This is a genomic window from Bradyrhizobium sp. NAS80.1 (genome assembly GCF_001908205.1).
Taxonomy (GTDB): Bacteria; Pseudomonadota; Alphaproteobacteria; order Rhizobiales; family Xanthobacteraceae; genus Bradyrhizobium.
Map to the genome: position 1 here is coordinate 49994 of NZ_LGHL01000003.1, position 17594 is coordinate 67587.

Sequence of the window (17594 nt, forward strand, 5' to 3'; positions counted from 1 at the left end):
GATTCACGAACCAGGAGCTGGATCATGAGTAGATCCTGCAACCTGCGTCGTTCTCTGCGGCTTGGGTTTCCATGGACGATGACGCCGCCCCGGCCTGGCCCGATGGTCGCGAAGCAATCTGGACGCCTGGTCCGGACTGAGAACGATGCCGAACTGAGACAGCGCTGCACTGATCACTGCGCCGCGACGTTGATGCGCGCGATCGGCAGCGATCCATTTCCCCAACGCCTCGGCTTGCGCGCCGCTCAGTTGCGACCGGCGTTGAGGACGCTCCAGCGCAGCTTCCAGGCCGTGCGTTGCAGCGTCGTGCAGCCAACGACTGAGCGTTTGCCTGGTGACGCCGACGCTCTCCGCTGCAGCCTCGACCGGTGTTCCGTCGCGAACCGCCGCGAAGGCGAACAAACGCTGATGACGCAGTTTGTAGCGCTCGCTGAGAGCTCGCTCGCGCAATTCACTTCCAGTCTCCGGAAGAGATATGATCCAACTGCGCCAACTCCAGGGTCCTCTTGGCGAAGGAGCATTTGCCCGCGTGAGCATCACGCGCAGCCGGTCGCCGATCTCGGAGGACAGGTCGGGCACACGAGTGAGCAGGCGATCGAGCCGAGGGGCGTGCAGAATCGCGATAGTGGCCGGCAGGCGTGTCGGGAGGTCCTCGAGCAGCCAGGCAAGGATCGCCAATCCACCGTAGTTCGAGGCCCACACAATATTATTGTGTTGGCTAAGGCCGAAGTCGTTAGCGATGCGAGCAAACAGCCGGTCGCGGTACCTTCCCGGAATGTCGATCCAGACCATGCCGAGAAGAACATCGACCAGCGCCATCGTGGTCGACCAGTCGAGCGCGCCGACGCCGGGGAGCTCTGTTCGGTTCAATTGCTTGCCCGCGACAAGGAGTTCCTGAAGCCGCAGCGCCGCTTGATGCGCGCCGTCGCCCGCGACGCCTGCGAGCGTCGCGCCGCATCGCCGGCAGATGCTTGGGTCAACCGGTTTGCGAGCATTGAGACCAGAGGCGCGCAGCACGCAATAACAAGACGGACAACGTCCTGTCAGGACGGTCCGATGCTGCGGGCAGATGCCGGCCCAACCGTTCATCCAGAGCAGTCTCAAACAGCCCCGCCGGTCTTCAGCAAGGCATTGCGGACAAATGTTCACGCGGCGGTCACTTGGATTGCGAGGCAAGGACAGGGCGGAGCCGTGCCTGCTGCAGAACCGCTGTGGGGCCTCGTCGTCGCGGGCGCTCGCCGAGCCGATGAACGTCATCCCTACAAGTGCATGCGTGCTGATGCCGGTCCTTTTTGCAATCCGCGCCAGCGTTTGGGTGGATGGACGACGCCACCATTCCGCGTCGACATCGGCATCGATGCCAAAAGCCATGCGGCCCAGCGCCAGCGGCGACAGTCTCAGAGCAACGCTCAGCCGCAAAATCCAGGATGCCAGAGCCTCACCGTTCTGCGGAGCAACGTGCACGGGCAAGAGTCCAGTCGTCGCCGGAGCTGGCGGCAACGCCATGACGCCAAACAGATCAGATCGCAACACGTCTACGCTCGGAGGGCCGGATGAAGCCTGCACCCTCGATCATGCGCGGGGAGATCGTTTCCACCCCCGTCTCGACTGCCTTAACGGCGGCGCGAATGACGATTGCGATGACCTCGCCAAGCACACCTTCGGCAGCCGAAAGGATGCGGGCTGCCATGGCCGGATCCGTCAGATGCGATGGCTTGCGCAGCGGGAGCACCGCCTCCAGCGTGGTCAAGAGGCGGCGATACTCTTTATCGTCGGTCCATAGCGGTAGCGGCCAAGGCTCGAAGCGATTGGCCAGTTGTTCGTCACTCCGGATCGCGCGCAGCGCTTCCGCCGTGCCGACCCCGACCAACGGGATCTGCAGTTCGTTGCCGAGCCAGCGAAGCACGTTGAGCAAGCGCCGCTGCTGCAGCGCTGTGCCGGACAGCAGATTGTGCAGTTCATCGATCACCAGCAACTGTACTTTGGTGGCACGCATGAGGCGGACGGCCGCGTCCTGCTTGGCGGCGATCCGATCACGGGCGCCGAACGGCATTCCCAGCGCATCGAGGATCGCGCCGAAGAAGCGGCCTTCGTCTGGACCCGACGGCATTTGCACCTTCAATACGGGAATGAGTGCCGGGCCCTCGGCAGGTTCGCCGCCGGCCGCCAGATGTGTTCGCCGGAACTTCTCCACGATCATCGTCTTGCCGTTGTTGGTCGGACCGACCAACAGAAGATTGGGCATCCGCAATCGCTTCGGGAAGCTCAAGAGGTCTTCCAGCGCCGCCAGGACGGCTTCCGCCCGTGCGTAGCCGATCCATCGATCTGTGCGGATCCGCCGTATCCGCGAGGCAGCATCTTCGTCGGCAAATGGCCGCGTCGAGGGGCGGAGATGCGCATACTTCTCGCTCATTCCCATTCCTCCACAGGGAACATCCGCTCGTGCGGCTGCAGGTCCATGCTTGTCTGCTCAAGCGTGTCGACCGCATCGAGCTCGACCGGGAGCAGATCGGACCGCTCGCCGGCGGGCACGATGCTCTTGCGTCGCTCGCGCTGCCGGCGCGCCGTCTTGCTGGCAAGAACCGCGTCGTTGGCAATCGTGCGCATAGCCTCGATTGTGCGGAAGATCGCGGTCTCGTCGACCAGAGCCCGGCCGTCCTCGCGCAGCCCCTTCAGCGCCAAGCGGTGCTCCCACAGGCTAATGGGCGGGCGCCGCAGATCGCGGTAGCTCAAGTCATAATAGGAGCCGTCCGGGCCGAGCAGATAGATGCGACTGAGATCGCGCGGATCATAGCGGATGATCATTGGCTCCGGATGTCCGGTCCAGGTGCTGAGCACGTCGGCCCAGTAGGCAATCGAGTGCAGCGCCACGCCATCGCGCCGGATCATGCGCCGGGCAATCGGCAGGAAGTCGATCAGGAAGCGGCGAGGATCGGCTACCGCTGTTGGTTCGCCGCGGCCAAGCGTCGTGCCATCACCGAGGGTGCCGCGCTTCCAGGCAGCCAGCGGCGTCATGCCGATGCCCCGATGCAGATCGCAGTGATAGACGCCAGCGATTGCGTGGCCCAGCCAGCGCTCGACTTCATCGAGCGTCATGGCAGCCGTCTTGTCGGGGTTCAGATCGCCCTTCGCCTGCACATTGGAGAATGTCGTTCCCGGCAGCAGATGAACCTTACCCATCACGGTGCCGATCAGCCGCTCAATGTGCCCACCGTAATGCGGCGTCCGAACCGGCCTGTGATCAATGGCGATGCCATACTGTTCGCAGCCGCGCTTCAAGGCTTCGGATCGGAACTCCTTGGCGTTGTCGAGATGCAAGCGCTCGGGGATGCCGCGCACCGGCCAGACTGCGTCGATGCCGCGCTCAGCCAACCAGCTCTCCTTGGAGAGGGCTGCATGACTCAAGCACAACGCGACCGACGTCGCAGACGGCGGCTCCAACGACAGATGGAATCCAGCAACACAGCGCGTGCAGACATCAATCGCAAGCGTCAGCCATGGGCGCTGGATCGGCATCCGGGTCACGCTGTCGACCACGATGACGTCGACCAGCGTGTGGTCGATCTGAATCAGCGACAGGGGCCAGTGGGCCTCAAGGGATCCCACTGCGGGAAGGTAGCGATCACGGGCAGCCTTGCGGCCTTCACGCTTTGCCACGACGTCGCGCGGACGACGCGTTTGCAACCGCGCGGTAATTGCCTTACGGCTCGGTGGAACCAAGCCGGCTGCGATGCAGTGGCGCCTGACCTCATCAAAGAGGTCGGCGATCCGCGGTTGCTGACGGGTCAGATAGAAGTTGTCGATCACCTCGCTGATCAGGGCGTCGACCTCCTGATCAAGCAGGGATCTGCCTCGCTCGGGGCCGCGGCGACGCGGCAACAGGCTGGTGAGCCGTGCATCGGCCAGGTAGCGCCGCAGCAGCGCGTACACGTGGGTCGGTCCGTAACCAAGTTCAGCCGCGGCCGCGATGACGTCGCGTCGTTTGCGCGCCGAATTCTCCGCCAGGCGACGGATGACCGGCAAACAACGACGGGCCTCGTCCCAAGCTGCCGCATCAACCGTGGACAGCTCGGGCGCGCTCATGGGACCGTGACCTGTGTCTCGGCCGTGATCGGCTTCGTGAGATCGACGACGAGTGTGCCGCGCGCAATCAGTCGCCAGACTACGGCGAGACTGGCCTCGCGCGACGTCGGCAGTACATCGACAACCTCGCCAACATTGGCCGAGCGGGCGCGGACATATGTAATCGCTTGCTCTGCAAGCACCGCGTCAACCGGCGTGCCCCGCAGCGGCAGCAAACGCTTCGCCGCTTCAAGGCGCGGACCGCGGATGCCGCGCTCGGTAGCGATCCTGAATCGCGCACCGTTGCTGCGCGCCCAAGCCCGAGCAGCTGCAAAGGCTGGCCGGAGCCTGCGCCATCCCGCGCGCAAGTCAGCCCGATATTTGATCTCGACGATATCGGTGCGGCCGTCGCTCCAAATGACGCGGAAGTCCGGCGTATATCGGCGCTGCCGACCTTCATGCTCAAAACGGATTGTCAGCGGCTGCGCCGTTCTGACGGCGCCCGCATCCATGAAGCTCGCGAGCGTCACGAAGTCCCGCTCCAGCGCGCTCTCATGCTCCGTCACACCGGTCGGCAACGACTGGAATCCGGTCACATGCGACCGGTGGCTCAGCGGAATGCGCCGCAAATCGCCCTCCATCCGGAAAACGACTCAGTACGCAATCCTCGCACATTTTGGGATCAGTTCACAAACATGGAACGAACTCTATGCACGCCAGTCCTTGGTCGGACTCAGGTCCGCTCGCCCGCCGATTCACGAAACCTCGCGCACCGACAGTATTGGAGGCGACCGGCAACAGCGGGCCGTCAAACCTGCTTGCCGGCAGAAGCCAAACAGGTACTTCCCCGCCCCCAAAGCTCATGGCTACCCGTTCCAGCCTCGGAGAGCGGCGGCATGAGCGATCTCACCGAAGTGGAAGTGTTGTGGCTCGAGAAGCGCATCGAAAACCGCGTTCGGTTCGGTCGTGTCGTCAAGGAACGGAAGCTTGATCGTCACCGGCGTGTCCTGTCATTCGCTCCTGGCAGCATCTTTGCCTTTGTCCGTTGGACCTCCAACGACTTTGGAACGACTATTTCGCGGATCGACATCGTGCGCGCGGTCGCACAGGGACAGCGCTGCTCGACCGTGCCGTATGTGACGCCCGGCGGTGAGATTTTGCTGCGGCTCTCCGGTTGGCCGAAGGTCGAACGAGTGTTGCAGATGATCGACGCCGTTGAGGCGCTCGGCATCGATCCCGCCGACGTTGCGCCTGATCATTGGCATCACGTTCATAATCGTCTGTCCGTCAACGAAAACCCGCGTCCGTATACGAAAGCGCGCCACCAGGCTTGGCTTAACCGTCAGAGAGTGATCCGGTGACGGGCCGCCTGAAGACGCTGGCCGCGACGTTTGGGGCCGTTGCTGCACTCGTCGCGACGATCGTCCTAGAGCCACTTCCGCTCTACATCTGGAATGCATCCGCGAGCGTGCCGGTCGGTCTCTATCGCCTGCGGCCGGCGGAACACCTCCATGTCACTGAGTTGGTCGCCGTGCAGCCGCCGGAGCCGCTTGCGACCTTCCTCGACGTTAACGGCTATCTGCCGGTCGGCGTCCCGATGCTTAAGCGCGTGCTGGCGCTCCCCGGTCAGACGGTCTGCAGAAGCGGGATCACGATTTCGGTCGATACCATCGCGGTGGGCGAGGCGCGGGATCGCGACGGGCGCGGCCGGCCACTGCCGAGATGGCAGGGCTGCCGCGTCGTCGGCGACGGCGAGCTGTTTCTCATGAATTGGCAGTCGGACGACTCTCTTGATGGCCGGTACTTTGGATTTCTTCCGGCGTCGGCGGTGATCGGCCGCGCGCTTCCGATCTGGACGTGGGAGGAGTGATCGTGCGTGTTCCACGTGTTCGCCCCGCCATTCCTCCGTTCGATCGATTGCGGGACCATTCCTCGGTCCCGACCAATGTTTGCAACGCCGGCGCGCGCAGCGGCGGTCCAGGGCGGCCGAACGGCCGGCGCGAAGCAGCTTTACCCTGGACGGGCGCGAGCACGACGGCATGCTTGGCTCGGTCGGACGTGCGTGTTTGGGCCATTGCGTCGCTGCTGCTCATCTGGGCTGTGCCGCACGGTGCGGCTCTGGCCGAGAGTGGAGCGGCCGCGGTTCGAGCGGTCACTCAGGTGAGCAACCCGTTTGCAGCTTTCGTCGACGAAGCTTCAAAGCGCTTTGCAGTTCCGGGGAATTGGATCGGCTCAGTCATTAGCATCGAAAGCGCTGGAGACGTGCGCGCCAGATCGCCCAAAGGTGCACTCGGCCTGATGCAGATCATGCCGGCGACCTGGACCGAATTGCGCCAACGCTATGATCTAGGCAACGATCCGTACGATCCGCGCGATAACATTCTGGCCGGCACGGCATATCTGCGTGAACTGCTCGACCGTTATGGTTCGCCTGGCGTGTTTGCCGCGTACAATGCGGGGCCATCTCGCTACGAAGAGCATCTCGCGGGCGGCCCTTTGCCAGACGAGACGCGAGCCTATGTGACAAGGCTTGCAAATCTGCTTGGCATCGAATTGCCAGCGGCGTGGGCCGTGAGCCAGCGGTCGTCAGCAGCAGCGGCGATGCTGTTCGTCGAGCGAGCTGACCTGATCAATGCGGGCGATCGGAAGGCGACGTTCGTGTCTTCGAGCGGCGCAACGACCGCAATCTCGTCGCGTGATGTTTCGCAGATGGTACCCAAGTCTACTGGCGTGTTTGTCGCTCGATCGGATGCGGGAGCATCGCGATGACCGGGCGCGCAAAGTGGCAAGCAATGGCGTGCTTCAGCGAGCAGTTGGCGGAAGAGCGAGAGCAGTGGGCAGGCACGACGGCAGGAGGGCGAGATAAAAGGGGCTCACCGGTCGAACCGCAAGTCATTGACATGGCTTGCGTTCCGGCGTGCCGGTCGGTCGGGGCGCGTGCCGCGCCTTGCATTTTGACGAATGCGATCAAAGGCGTTTTCGGCACCGTGTGCGCTTTGGATCGTAGGGAGGCCCTGCCGTGAGCGCGGGCGACAGCGACCTGCGTATTCGGCCTGGGCGCATCCGCAGCACCCGCGCGCCGAAGCCGAAGAGCTTTATCAACCAGGTGCTGCGTGCCGCGAAGAAAGCCGGACACACCTCGAGTCAGGCCACGGCCCGCAGGCGTTCTGCTGCCCACGGTCGCTCGACGTTCGGCCGCGGCCGGCTCGCCTTTAGTCGCAGCCGGTTGTTCAGCCCGACGCGGCGCGTTGTGGTGAAGGCGCGTGTTGTCCGACACAAGGGACGTGCCTTCCGCTCAGCACCACTGACCGCCCATCTGTCATATCTGAAGCGCGATGGCGTGACCCGGAGTGGTGAGCGGGCCGAGATGTTCGATGCCGGCACCGACTGCGCTGATAGCGCGGCTTTTGCAGAACCGTGCAAGGACGACCGCCATCATTTCCGGTTCATCGTCTCGCCCGAGGACGCAGGCGACATGACCGACCTCAAGGCCTTCACGCGCGACCTCGCCAAGCAGATGGAGGCTGATCTCGGCACGCGGCTCGATTGGGTAGCCGTCGATCACTGGAATACGGACAACCCTCACGTCCATCTTCTCGTTCGGGGAGTAGATGAGGAAGGGGCCGATCTCGTGATCTCCCGCGACTACATCAGCCGAGGCCTGCGCTCACGCGCCGAGGAACTGGTCGCGATCGAACTGGGTCCGAAGCCGGAACATGAAATCCGCAGTTCGCTGGAGAGAGAAGTCACGGCAGAGCGATGGACGCGGCTCGATCAGGAAATCCGGCTGGCCGCTGACGAAACCGGCTATATTGATGTTCGCCCCGAACACCCCGGCAGTTTCGATCCCGAGATCCGGTGCCTGATGGTCGGTCGCCTTCAGCACCTCGAGAGGATGGGTCTTGCCGCATCGGCCGCAGCCGGAGAATGGATGGTCGGGCTCGAGGCGGAGCGTAGCTTGCGCGACCTCGGCATGCGCGGCGACATCATCAAGACCATGCACCGCGCCTTTGCCGAGCGTGGGGAAGCGCGCGGCGTTGCCGACTACATCATCGAAGGTGGACACCCGACGTCCCAAATCATCGGACGGCTGGTCGATCGTGGATTGCATGACGAACTGACTGGTGAGGCCTACGCCCTGATCGACGGGACAGACGGTCGCGCGCACCACATGCGCTTCCGAGGGGTCGAAGCCTTCGAACATGCACCACCGGTCGGCGGTATCGTCGAAGTCCGGCGCTTCCGTCAGACTGGCGATCCGCGCCCCACTTTGGTGCTCGCAACCCGTTCCGATCTCGATCTCGGTGGGCAGGTCACTGCAAAAGGGGCCACCTGGCTCGACCACCGGCTGGTCGAGCGGGATCCGATGCCGCTCGCGATGGGAGGCTTCGGCCGCGAGGCCCGCGATGCCATGGAAGCCCGTGCTGAGCATCTTGTTCAGGAAGGTCTCGCGCGGCGACAGGGCCAACGCATCATCCTGCAGCGCGACCTCCTGGACACGCTGCGCCGACGCGAACTGGACGGGGTGGCGGCAAAAATCTCGGCCGACACCGGCCTGCCTCATGTGAAGGCCACCTCAGGGGAGCATGTGGCGGGCACGTACCGACAGCGGCTGACGCTCACCTCGGGGCGTTTCGCCATGATCGACAATGGGCTCGGCTTCCAGCTCGTACCCTGGTCGCGCGAGCTCGAAAAGAGGCTCGGCCAACACGTCACCGGCGTCGTAAAGGACGGTGGCGGCATCGAATGGGGCTTTGGTCGGAAGCGCGACCTCGGCCTCTAGTTATCTCACCAATTCAGTACGGAAGGGCGTTGGCGATGTCCGGAACTAAAATCCTCTGGGGACAGGTGATCGTTGTCGGCCTGATCGTTTTGCTTGCCATCTGGGGAGCAACCGAGTGGACGGCCTGGCGGCTCGCCTGGCAACCGGAGCTCGGGCGGCCCTGGTTCGAACTGTCGGGCTTCAAGATCTACTATCCGCCAGTCTTCTTCTGGTGGTGGTTCGTCTATGACGCCTATGCGCCACGGGTCTTTGTCGAGGGTGCCTTCATCGCGGCGTCGGGGACCTTCGTTTCGATCGCGGTGGCGATCGGCATGTCGGTTTGGCGGGCGCGCGAGGCCAAGCATGTCGAAACCTATGGTTCGGCGCGCTGGGCTGATGCGGAAGAAGTTCGAGCGGCCGGACTTCTCGGTCCGGATGGTGTCGTGCTGGGCAGGCTCGATCGCGACTACCTCCGCCATGACGGACCGGAGCATGTGTTGTGTTTTGCACCCACCCGGTCGGGCAAGGGGGTCGGCCTCGTGGTCCCCTCGCTTCTCACTTGGCCGGGTTCGGCCATCGTGCACGACATCAAGGGTGAGAACTGGCAACTGACCGCCGGCTTCCGCTCTCGTCATGGCCGCGTCCTGTTGTTCGACCCAACCAACCCACAGTCCTCAGCCTACAATCCGCTGCTCGAGGTCAGGCGCGGGGAATGGGAGGTTCGCGACGTCCAGAACGTCGCCGACGTCCTGGTCGACCCCGAGGGCTCACTCGACAAGCGGAACCATTGGGAGAAGACCAGTCATTCGCTCCTGGTCGGCGTCATCCTCCACGTCCTCTACGCCGAGGCGGACAAGACTTTGGCGGGCGTCGCCGCCTTTCTGTCCGACCCGAAGCAGCCGATCGAAGCCACCTTGAAGGCGATGATGACCACGCCGCATCTTGGCGAGCAGGGTGCTCATCCTGTGGTCGCCTCGACCGCGCGCGAGCTCCTCAACAAGTCCGAGAACGAACGTTCTGGCGTCCTGTCCACTGCGATGTCGTTCCTGGGGCTCTACCGCGATCCCGTCGTGGCCCGGGTAACCTGCCGTTGCGACTGGCGGATCGCGGATCTGATCGCGGATAGCCGTCCGACGACGCTGTACCTCGTGGTGCCGCCCTCCGACATCTCCCGGACGAAACCATTGATCCGACTCGTGCTGAACCAGATCGGCCGGCGCCTGACCGAGGATCTGCACGCCCGCGACCGCCGGCATCGAGTCCTGATGATGCTCGACGAGTTCCCGGCGTTGGGCCGGCTTGATTTCTTCGAGTCTGCGCTGGCCTTCATGGCGGGGTACGGCATCAAGAGCTTCTTGATCGCGCAATCGCTCAATCAGATCGAGAAGGCTTACGGACCCAACAACGCCATTCTCGACAACTGCCACGTCCGAGTCAGCTTCGCGACCAATGACGAGCGGACCGCCAAGCGGGTGTCCGACGCGCTGGGCACGGCAACGGAGATGCGGGCGATGAAGAACTATGCTGGGCACAGGTTGAACCCATGGCTGGGGCACCTCATGGTCTCACGGCAGGAGACTGCGAGACCCCTTTTGACTCCTGGCGAAGTCATGCAGCTTCCGCCGCAGGACGAGATCGTCATGGTGGCAGGGACGGCGCCGGTCCGGGCGAGGAAGGTCCGCTACTACGAGGATCGGCGATTCGCTGAGCGGGTCTTGCCGCCGCCCGATCCGGCGGGGGCCGGCCGATCATCACGAACGGACGGATGGTCAACGCTCGGAACGCCGAAGCCGACGGAAGGTCCAACTGACAAGGCCGCGGAGGCCGACGGAGATACGGCTAACAGCGGCCTCCGCCGCGAGCCCGAACTCCCCGATCACGTCGCAATCGTCAAAGAAACAACCGAGCCGACTCCGGCAGAGGAATTTGCCGCCGTTCTTGACGATGACGAGGATGCGGTCCGCCAGTCCCGGCCCACACGCCAACAAATGCGCGGTGTCGCCCGTCAAGTCGCCATGGACCCGAATGACGGCATGGAGCTCTGAGGCAATATGCGCGACCGGATGAACGTCTACTTTCCGCCAGAGCTTCTGAAACAGATCTCGGAGCTCGCCGATCGCAAGAAGCTTTCCCGGTCTGCGATCGTGGAAGCGGCTGTCGCTTCGTTTCTGTCACCGGATGGAGCGGACAGACGGGAGGCGGCGTTTAACCGTCGCTTGGATCGGTTGTCGCGTCAAATGCAGAGGCTGGAGCGCGACGTTGGCTTGACAGCCGAGAGCTTGGCTCTCTTCATTCGTTTCTGGCTGACCATCACGCCACCGTTGTCGAACGACGCACAGGCCGCCGCGCAGATAAAGGGCAGGGAGCGCTTTGAAGGATTCGTCGAGGCGCTCGGGCGTCGTTTGCAAAAGGGACAAAGCTTTCTCCGCGAGATTCCGGAAGATATCCGCCGCCAGGAACCGGTCGACGAATCCTGACCGAGCCTTCCGGGACAAGCTAACGGCGCCGTCCCTTCTTTTTCTACGCCAGCCTACGACCGCAGCAATTTAGCCGAACTGACAAAAAGCTGGACGCGCTATCGGCTCGCACGAGCTGAGAGCAAAAGGGGCCAGCATGAAAATCTTAATAGCATGGCGTCGAATCGCGTGCGTATTTCTCCCGTTTGCTGCTGGATACTATCTTTCGTACCTGTTTCGAACGATCAACGCTTTGATCGCCAGTCATCTCAGCTCGGATACCGGGCTTGGGACTGCCGACCTCGGGTTGCTTACGTCAGTCTATTTCCTTGTTTTCGCGGCGGCTCAGATCCCCGTCGGCATATTGTTGGACCGATTTGGTCCGCGTCGCGTCCAGAGTGTTCTGCTCTTGCTCGCAGCAGTGGGCGCCGGACTGTTCGCGGTATCGACCGACTTCCTGTCACTTTTGATCGCGCGTGCAATGATCGGGCTTGGCGTGGCGGCGGCGCTGACAGCAGGTCTGAAATCAATCATCCTTTGGTTCCCCAGGGAGCGAGTTGCCTTGCTGAACGGCTACATGGTAATGCTGGGCTCGCTAGGAGCGGTGACCGCTACTGCTCCCGTCGAACACCTGCTCGCGTGGATGGGCTGGCGGCAGCTCTTTGAGATCCTGGCAGCCGCTACTGGTGCGATAGCCATTCTCATCTATATCGTCGTGCCTGAACGAGGCGCTGTCCCATCAGCAGCGCGCGCCACCCTTGGCTCCGTTTTCGGCGATCGGCGCTTCTGGCGCATTGCCCCGTTGTCGGCGACTTGCGTTGGATCGGCCTGGTCCCTGCAGGGATTGTGGGCATCGCCGTGGCTGACAGACGTAGAGGGGCTTGATCGCGCAAGTCTCGTCAGACAGCTTTTCATAATGTCCATCGTATTGAGCGGTGGTGCCTGGTTGTTCGGTACAACGGTCCATTGGATCAAACGAAGAGGGGGCGGGGCGGAGACGATTCTGGTGGTCGTCGCGGTGCTGTTTATCGTAGCCGAATTGGCGTTGATCCTGCGCGTCCCCCTTCCATCCGTTCTGCCGTGGTCCGTCGTCGCAATGGTCGGAACGGCGACAGTGGTCAGCTTCGCGGTGATAGCGGATTACTTTCCGCCGGAGCTTGCCGGCCGTGCTAATGGCGCCTTGAACGTTCTGCACTTCGGTTGGGCATTTCTGGCCCAGTACACGACGGGCCTGGTCTTGGAGCAGTGGCCCTCGGAGGACGGCCATAGGTCCGTCCAAGCCTATCAAGTCGCGTTCGGTCTCAACGTAGCACTGCAGATCGCGGCATTCGTCTGGTTCGCGCTACCTTGGCGTCGATCCATTTGGCGGATCGGTTCATTTCCACTCATCGTGGCCGTATCCGACGCAGCCGAGCCAGTCTCATCGTATGAGGAAGCGGTTGCAACCATCTCCGCGGATGATGGTGGCGAGTGGTGAGTAACGCCCTGAGACGTTACCATAAGGACCGTCCCAGCGAACATTAGCTCAATCAGCGGGGAGAGTGTGCCCCGGTCGCTTCCGAGCACACTCTCTCCGATGTTCAACCGATCTCCTCAGATAGCGAGCGAGATCGCGTTTCAGGTGCAACAATCGCAGCGATAAGACTCACCAATGCGAGGCCTGCGAGCCAAGCCGGAGCTGGCCAATAACTTCCATCGGCCCATTTGACCAGCGCTGTCGCAATGAGAGGGGTAAGTCCGCCACCCAGTGCTGCTGACAACTGATAACCGAGGGAAGCTCCGGTGTAGCGAACGCTGGTCTTGAAGAGTTCCGGGCCGAATGATCCCATAATTCCGAACAAGACACCGTTGGCTATTCCACCGACCGCCATGGCAAGGAAGATCAACGATGTGGCTTTCGTATTCACGAGCCAGAACAGGGGAAAGGCAAACAGGATCGTGAAGATCGCAGCCGCCATGAACACTGGCCGGCGTCCAATTCGGTCGGAAAAAGCGCAAACTGGGACGATGATCAGCAGTTCGGTGATTGCGAATGCCAGAACGCCGTGGAGCATCAGTTCTCTAGACAAGCCGAGACTTGTCGAGCCGTAAGCGACCATGAAGGTCACATAGACGTAGAAGCCGCCACTCGTCACAAGAAACAGTCCGCCTGCCAGCAAAACCTCGCGCCACTGGGTCCGCAACGTTTCCACGAGCGGAAATGCCGCGATTGCCTTCGTGCGTTTCGCCTTGGAGAAGGCTTTGGTTTCCGGCATCGAGAATCTGGCGAATGCGCCCACCACTACGAGCACGAAGCTGAGAAGGAAAGGTAGACGCCAGCCCCATGAGGCAAATTGATCGGTGCCCAAGATTGCCGTCGTCGCCGTAAATACCAGCGTTGCGATCACCAGACCTGCGGGAGAGCCTAACTGTGGAAGGCTGCCGAGCAGTCCGCGCCGTGTTTGCGCCTCGCTTTCGGTCATGACCAGCACGGCGCCACCCCATTCGCCGCCCAGGCCGATGCCCTGAATGAGACGAAGGAGCACCAGCAGGATGGGCGCGAGGACGCCAATAGCCTCGTAGTTGGGAAGGCACCCGACGAGGAGGGTCGCCACTCCCGTCAGCAGGAACGTCGTGATGAGCGTCGACTTGCGACCAATGCGATCGCCCATATGCCCGAAGATGATCGCTCCGATCGGACGGGCGAGAAAGCCGACGGCGAAAGTGGCGAATGAGAGCAGCGTACCGGCCAATGGATCGAAGTTCGGAAAGAACTGCGAATTGAAGATGAGAGCCGCCGCCAGGCCGTAGACTTGGAAATCGTACCATTCGATCGTGGTGCCGACAGTGGCGGCCAAAGCCGTCCGGGAGAGCGAGCCGGCCGGTTTCCCGGCCTGGATAATCGTTGTTTCCGAAATTTGCGTCATATTTCAACTCCTTACGCGCCAACTCGCGCCGGTGACGTTCCTCTTGATTTCCTATCGATATTAGATTATCGATAATCGAAGATCACGCGATATGACGGGAATGTCAAGAATGACTCTCTCCGACGCCCTCGCAGGCATCTCGGCGATAAAGCTTTCCACCTCAGACCACATCGCGGAGCAGTTGCGCCGTGCGATCCTGCTAGGAACGATCGCCAGCGGAGCGCAGCTCAAGCAAAATGATGTCGCGGCGCGGTTTGGCGTCAGCGTAGCGCCCGTGCGCGAAGCGCTTCAGCGTCTGATCGCCGACGGACTGGCGGTTCTGCATCCCAACCGCGGCGTGACCGTCTCTCAGATCTCGGAGCAGGATTTCCTCGAGATCGCCGAGTTGCGCGGACTGCTCGAGCCGCACGCGCTACGTCACTCGGCCCCACGTCTCACCAGTGCCGACCTGCAATATTCCGAAACCGTTCTGACCAAGGCCGCTCAGGCATCGGATCCGCTCGATCGCGCCAACCTGCACTGGGAGTTTCATCGCAGCCTGTACAAGCGGGCCGAGCGGCCGCGCCTCCTTGCGCAAATCGGAGGCCTCTACCAGGGGATCAACCGCTACCTGCTTCCGGCGTGGGCCAATTCCGGCCTCAGCTCCGACTGGGTGGAGAGCCATCTCCTCATCGTCGCGAAGATTCGCGATGGACGCATCGACGAAGCCTGCCGCTTGATCGTCGATCAGACCGACGCTTCGACCAGGCGCGTGCAGGCGCACCTGCATCGGGAAGAAACTTCAAGGGAAGAGAAGTAAATGCTCGAGTTCTCGAAATTCAAACTGCTGACGTTCGACTGTTACGGCACGCTGATCGATTGGGATACGTCCATATCGAATCTGGTGCAGCCATGGCTCCTCGAGATGAAAACCCAGGTTCCTCCGGATCTCGTCGTCAGCACGTTTGCTCTCATGCAGGCCAAGCATCAGCAGACGCGTCCGACCCTGCTTTATCCCGACGTGTTGCGACGCTCGTGGCGAGACATCGAGGAACAGTTCGGCTGGGATGAGAACCCTGCCCGCGCGGTCGAGTTCGCGAGATCGGTGCCGTTCTGGCGTCCATTCGCGGACACAGTCGAAAGCCTGCGATACCTGAGCCAGCACTACGCACTCGGCATCCTTTCGAATGTAGACAACGCGTCGCTCGCAGGCACGCTCAAGAAGCTGGAGGTGCCGTTCCTGTTCACGGTCACGGCGGAAGACGTGAGCTCTTACAAACCCGGCCAGCCACATTTCGACGCGGCATTTAACCAAGCTGCTCGGCATGGCATCGACAAGAAAGAGATACTCCACGTCGCCCAAAGCAAGCACCACGATATTTCACCTGGAAACAGGCTCGGCCTGACAACCGTTTGGGTGAACCGCCGCCACGGCAAGAAGGGTACCGGAGCGACCCTGGCTGCCAACGCCGATCCGTCCTTGACCGTCAACTCGCTCGCCGAGCTGGTCGATTTCCACAAATCGGAAGGCGCACCGCGATGATCTTCGACAAGTTCGCCGCGTTGGCGACGGCCAACGCGCCAGGCCAGGAGGTGCGTCAAGCCGCGGGAAACGTCGGCAGCCTGATGCATGGCGAGAAGATTCCGGGGCGCCCGGTCGACTTCTCGCATGGTGACGCCGACGCTTTCCTGCCGACACCCGGCGCGTCCGATCGTTTTGCGGAAGCGCTTGCAGCCGGAGGACGGCAGGCATACACCGAGTATCGCGGTTCGGCTGACATCCGCGCCGAGCTGTCTGCGGTACTCGCCGCGTTCACAGGCGCGAAGGTTTCCGCCGACAACGGCACGATCATCACGCCGGGCACGCAGGGCGCCCTGTTTCTGGCAGTCGCATCCCTGGTCAACTCCGGCGATAAGGTCGCCATCGTCGAGCCGGACTATTTCGCCAATCGGAAGCTCGTCGAATTCTCCGGCGGGCAACCGGCGCCGGTGAGGATGGACTATCTGGGTGGCTCCGAAGAGGCCGGCCTCGACCTCGCGCAGCTCAGGGCTACGTTTGAAAGCGGAGCGCGGGTGTTTCTGTTCTCAAATCCGAACAATCCGACCGGCGCGGTTTATTCGACGCGGGAAATCGGCGAGATCGCCCGGCTTGCCACCGCCTTCGGCGTCACGGTGATCGCGGATCAGCTCTACTCCCGGCTTCTCTACGCAAAGCGGACCTTTGCGCATATCCGCGCCGCCGGGCTGCCGGAGGAGCGCGTCGTCACCATCATGGGACCATCGAAGACGGAATCGCTCAGTGGTTACAGGCTGGGCATCGCATTCGGCGCGCCAGCAGTCATCGAGCGGATGGAAAAGCTGCAGGCCATCGTCTCGTTGCGCGCCGCTGGCTACAATCAGGCGGTTCTTCGCACCTGGTTCCGCGAGCCCGCGGGTTGGCTCGAGGAACGGATTGTGCAGCACCAAGCGATCCGCGACGATCTCCTTCGTGTTTTTCGCGATGGAGGCCTAGCTACGCGCGAGCCTCAAGCGGGCAGTTACCTATTCCCGACACTGCCACCGCTCGCGGTCGAATTGCAGGATTTCGTGCGGTTGCTGCGTCACCAGGCCGACGTCATCGTCACGCCCGGCACTGAGTTCGGGCCTTACCCGAACAGCATCCGGCTGAATTTCTCTCAAGAACACGCCGCCGCGGTGGCTGCAGGGCGGCGCATCGTCGAGATGACGCATCGGTATCGGAAGTGAGGCACGGTGACCCTTCGATCCGCTCCAGCGCTGCAGGGACGCTACTCGCCTGCCAGACGTCACGGCGACATGATCTTCGTATCTGGGATGACACCGAGAAAGGATGGCAACTTGCTCTATACCGGGCAAGTTGTAACGAACGCAACGCTGGACACCTATCGTCCTGCAGTAGAACTGGCAACGCAAAACGCGTTACGGGCGGCGGAGAGCGAGCTGACTGCTGGTGAGCGGATCAGCTCGGTACTGAGTTTGACTGTCTACATCAATGGGCCCACAGACTACACCCGTCATTCCGAAATTGCGGACTTCGCAACGTCTTACATCGAGAGCCGCATCCCCGGCGCGCGTGCTCCAGCGCGTACAGCTGTGGGGGGTGGTCTCCTTGCCTGGAAACGCGGTTGTTGAAGTTGCACTCGTCGCTATAGGCGGGCCGTGATTTAGGTTTCGGGCCTGAAGGGTCAATACAAGTGTCGCTGTGCGAGCGTTTGTTCAAAATTAAGCCCGTGTAACGCTAGGTGCCGCTTGACGTCACCTTCGTCGTGACGATGAGACAATCGCGCTTCGGAATCGTGGCTGCGGGTGACCTTGCCCCTTGGACTTAATCCAGATTGAAGTTCGCTCTGGCCCATATGAGGACCAGAGCATGAAGCGCAGCCGCTTTACGGAAGAGCAGATCATCGGGAT

Annotated in this window: 16 protein-coding genes; 11 read left to right on the forward strand and 5 right to left on the reverse strand. The window is 62.2% G+C overall.

Features of this window, described 5'->3' with window-relative positions:
• Positions 1-3: 3 nt before the first annotated feature.
• From AC629_RS00615 to AC629_RS00630, 4 genes are read right to left on the reverse strand one after another with little or no spacing between them, the layout of a single operon-like run.
• On the reverse strand, positions 4-1464 hold the full coding sequence (locus AC629_RS00615) for a TniQ family protein (protein WP_245331654.1): 1461 nt from the start codon (positions 1462-1464) through the stop codon (positions 4-6).
• Between the two features lie 55 nt (positions 1465-1519).
• Entirely contained in the window at positions 1520-2419 is a 900-nt protein-coding gene (locus AC629_RS00620; RefSeq protein ID WP_084802849.1) for a TniB family NTP-binding protein, read from the reverse strand.
• The gene (locus AC629_RS00625) at positions 2410-4083 is read right to left on the reverse strand and encodes a TnsB C-terminal domain-containing protein (RefSeq protein WP_084802850.1); all 1674 of its coding nucleotides are present in this window, start codon (positions 4081-4083) and stop codon (positions 2410-2412) included. The genes AC629_RS00620 and AC629_RS00625 overlap by 10 nt, the downstream gene beginning before the upstream one ends.
• Positions 4080-4691, reverse strand: a complete 612-nt coding sequence (locus tag AC629_RS00630; protein WP_245331649.1) for a TnsA endonuclease N-terminal domain-containing protein — start codon at positions 4689-4691, stop codon at positions 4080-4082. The genes AC629_RS00625 and AC629_RS00630 overlap by 4 nt, the downstream gene beginning before the upstream one ends.
• Before the next feature lie 267 nt (positions 4692-4958).
• Here AC629_RS00630 and AC629_RS00635 point away from each other — a divergent pair, with 267 nt between their 5' ends.
• The 7 genes from AC629_RS00635 (at position 4959) to AC629_RS00670 (ending at position 12757) form a co-directional block, all read left to right on the forward strand.
• Complete coding sequence (locus AC629_RS00635) at positions 4959-5423, forward strand: DUF2840 domain-containing protein (RefSeq protein ID WP_084802852.1); 465 nt, start codon at positions 4959-4961, stop codon at positions 5421-5423.
• A complete protein-coding gene (locus AC629_RS00640) occupies positions 5420-5932 on the forward strand; it encodes a S26 family signal peptidase (protein ID WP_084802853.1) in 513 nt (170 codons plus the stop codon). Before AC629_RS00635 ends, AC629_RS00640 begins: the two co-directional genes overlap by 4 nt.
• 173 nt (positions 5933-6105) lie before the next feature.
• Positions 6106-6831 (forward strand): lytic transglycosylase domain-containing protein, encoded by a 726-nt coding sequence (locus AC629_RS00645; RefSeq protein WP_245331650.1) that lies wholly within the window; start codon positions 6106-6108, stop codon positions 6829-6831.
• Positions 6832-7081: 250 nt separating this feature from the next.
• Positions 7082-8845: a relaxase/mobilization nuclease domain-containing protein gene (locus AC629_RS00655; protein ID WP_084802855.1), complete on the forward strand. Its 1764-nt coding sequence runs from the start codon at positions 7082-7084 to the stop codon at positions 8843-8845.
• Positions 8846-8880: 35 nt separating this feature from the next.
• The gene (locus tag AC629_RS00660) at positions 8881-10869 is read left to right on the forward strand and encodes a conjugal transfer protein TraG (protein WP_084802856.1); all 1989 of its coding nucleotides are present in this window, start codon (positions 8881-8883) and stop codon (positions 10867-10869) included.
• A gap of 6 nt (positions 10870-10875) precedes the next feature.
• A complete protein-coding gene (locus AC629_RS00665) occupies positions 10876-11301 on the forward strand; it encodes a ribbon-helix-helix domain-containing protein (protein ID WP_084802857.1) in 426 nt (141 codons plus the stop codon).
• A 136-nt stretch (positions 11302-11437) separates the two neighbouring features.
• The gene (locus tag AC629_RS00670) at positions 11438-12757 is read left to right on the forward strand and encodes an MFS transporter (protein ID WP_084802858.1); all 1320 of its coding nucleotides are present in this window, start codon (positions 11438-11440) and stop codon (positions 12755-12757) included.
• A gap of 103 nt (positions 12758-12860) precedes the next feature.
• Here the strand turns inward: AC629_RS00670 and AC629_RS00675 are convergent, their stop codons facing one another.
• Positions 12861-14186 (reverse strand): MFS transporter, encoded by a 1326-nt coding sequence (locus tag AC629_RS00675; RefSeq protein WP_084802859.1) that lies wholly within the window; start codon positions 14184-14186, stop codon positions 12861-12863.
• Positions 14187-14295: 109 nt separating this feature from the next.
• Between AC629_RS00675 and AC629_RS00680 the strand changes: the two genes are divergently transcribed.
• From AC629_RS00680 to AC629_RS00695, 4 genes are all read left to right on the forward strand, one after another.
• Positions 14296-14985: a GntR family transcriptional regulator gene (locus tag AC629_RS00680; RefSeq protein ID WP_168195359.1), complete on the forward strand. Its 690-nt coding sequence runs from the start codon at positions 14296-14298 to the stop codon at positions 14983-14985.
• Positions 14986-15708 carry an HAD hydrolase-like protein gene (locus AC629_RS00685; RefSeq protein WP_084802861.1) on the forward strand — a complete coding sequence of 241 codons (723 nt, stop codon included), beginning with the start codon at positions 14986-14988 and terminating at the stop codon, positions 15706-15708. It abuts the gene before it with no gap.
• The gene (locus AC629_RS00690; protein ID WP_084802862.1) at positions 15705-16910 is read left to right on the forward strand and encodes a pyridoxal phosphate-dependent aminotransferase; all 1206 of its coding nucleotides are present in this window, start codon (positions 15705-15707) and stop codon (positions 16908-16910) included. The genes AC629_RS00685 and AC629_RS00690 overlap by 4 nt, the downstream gene beginning before the upstream one ends.
• 69 nt (positions 16911-16979) lie before the next feature.
• A complete protein-coding gene (locus tag AC629_RS00695) occupies positions 16980-17315 on the forward strand; it encodes a RidA family protein (protein WP_245331651.1) in 336 nt (111 codons plus the stop codon).
• The last annotated feature ends 279 nt before the right edge of the window (positions 17316-17594 follow it).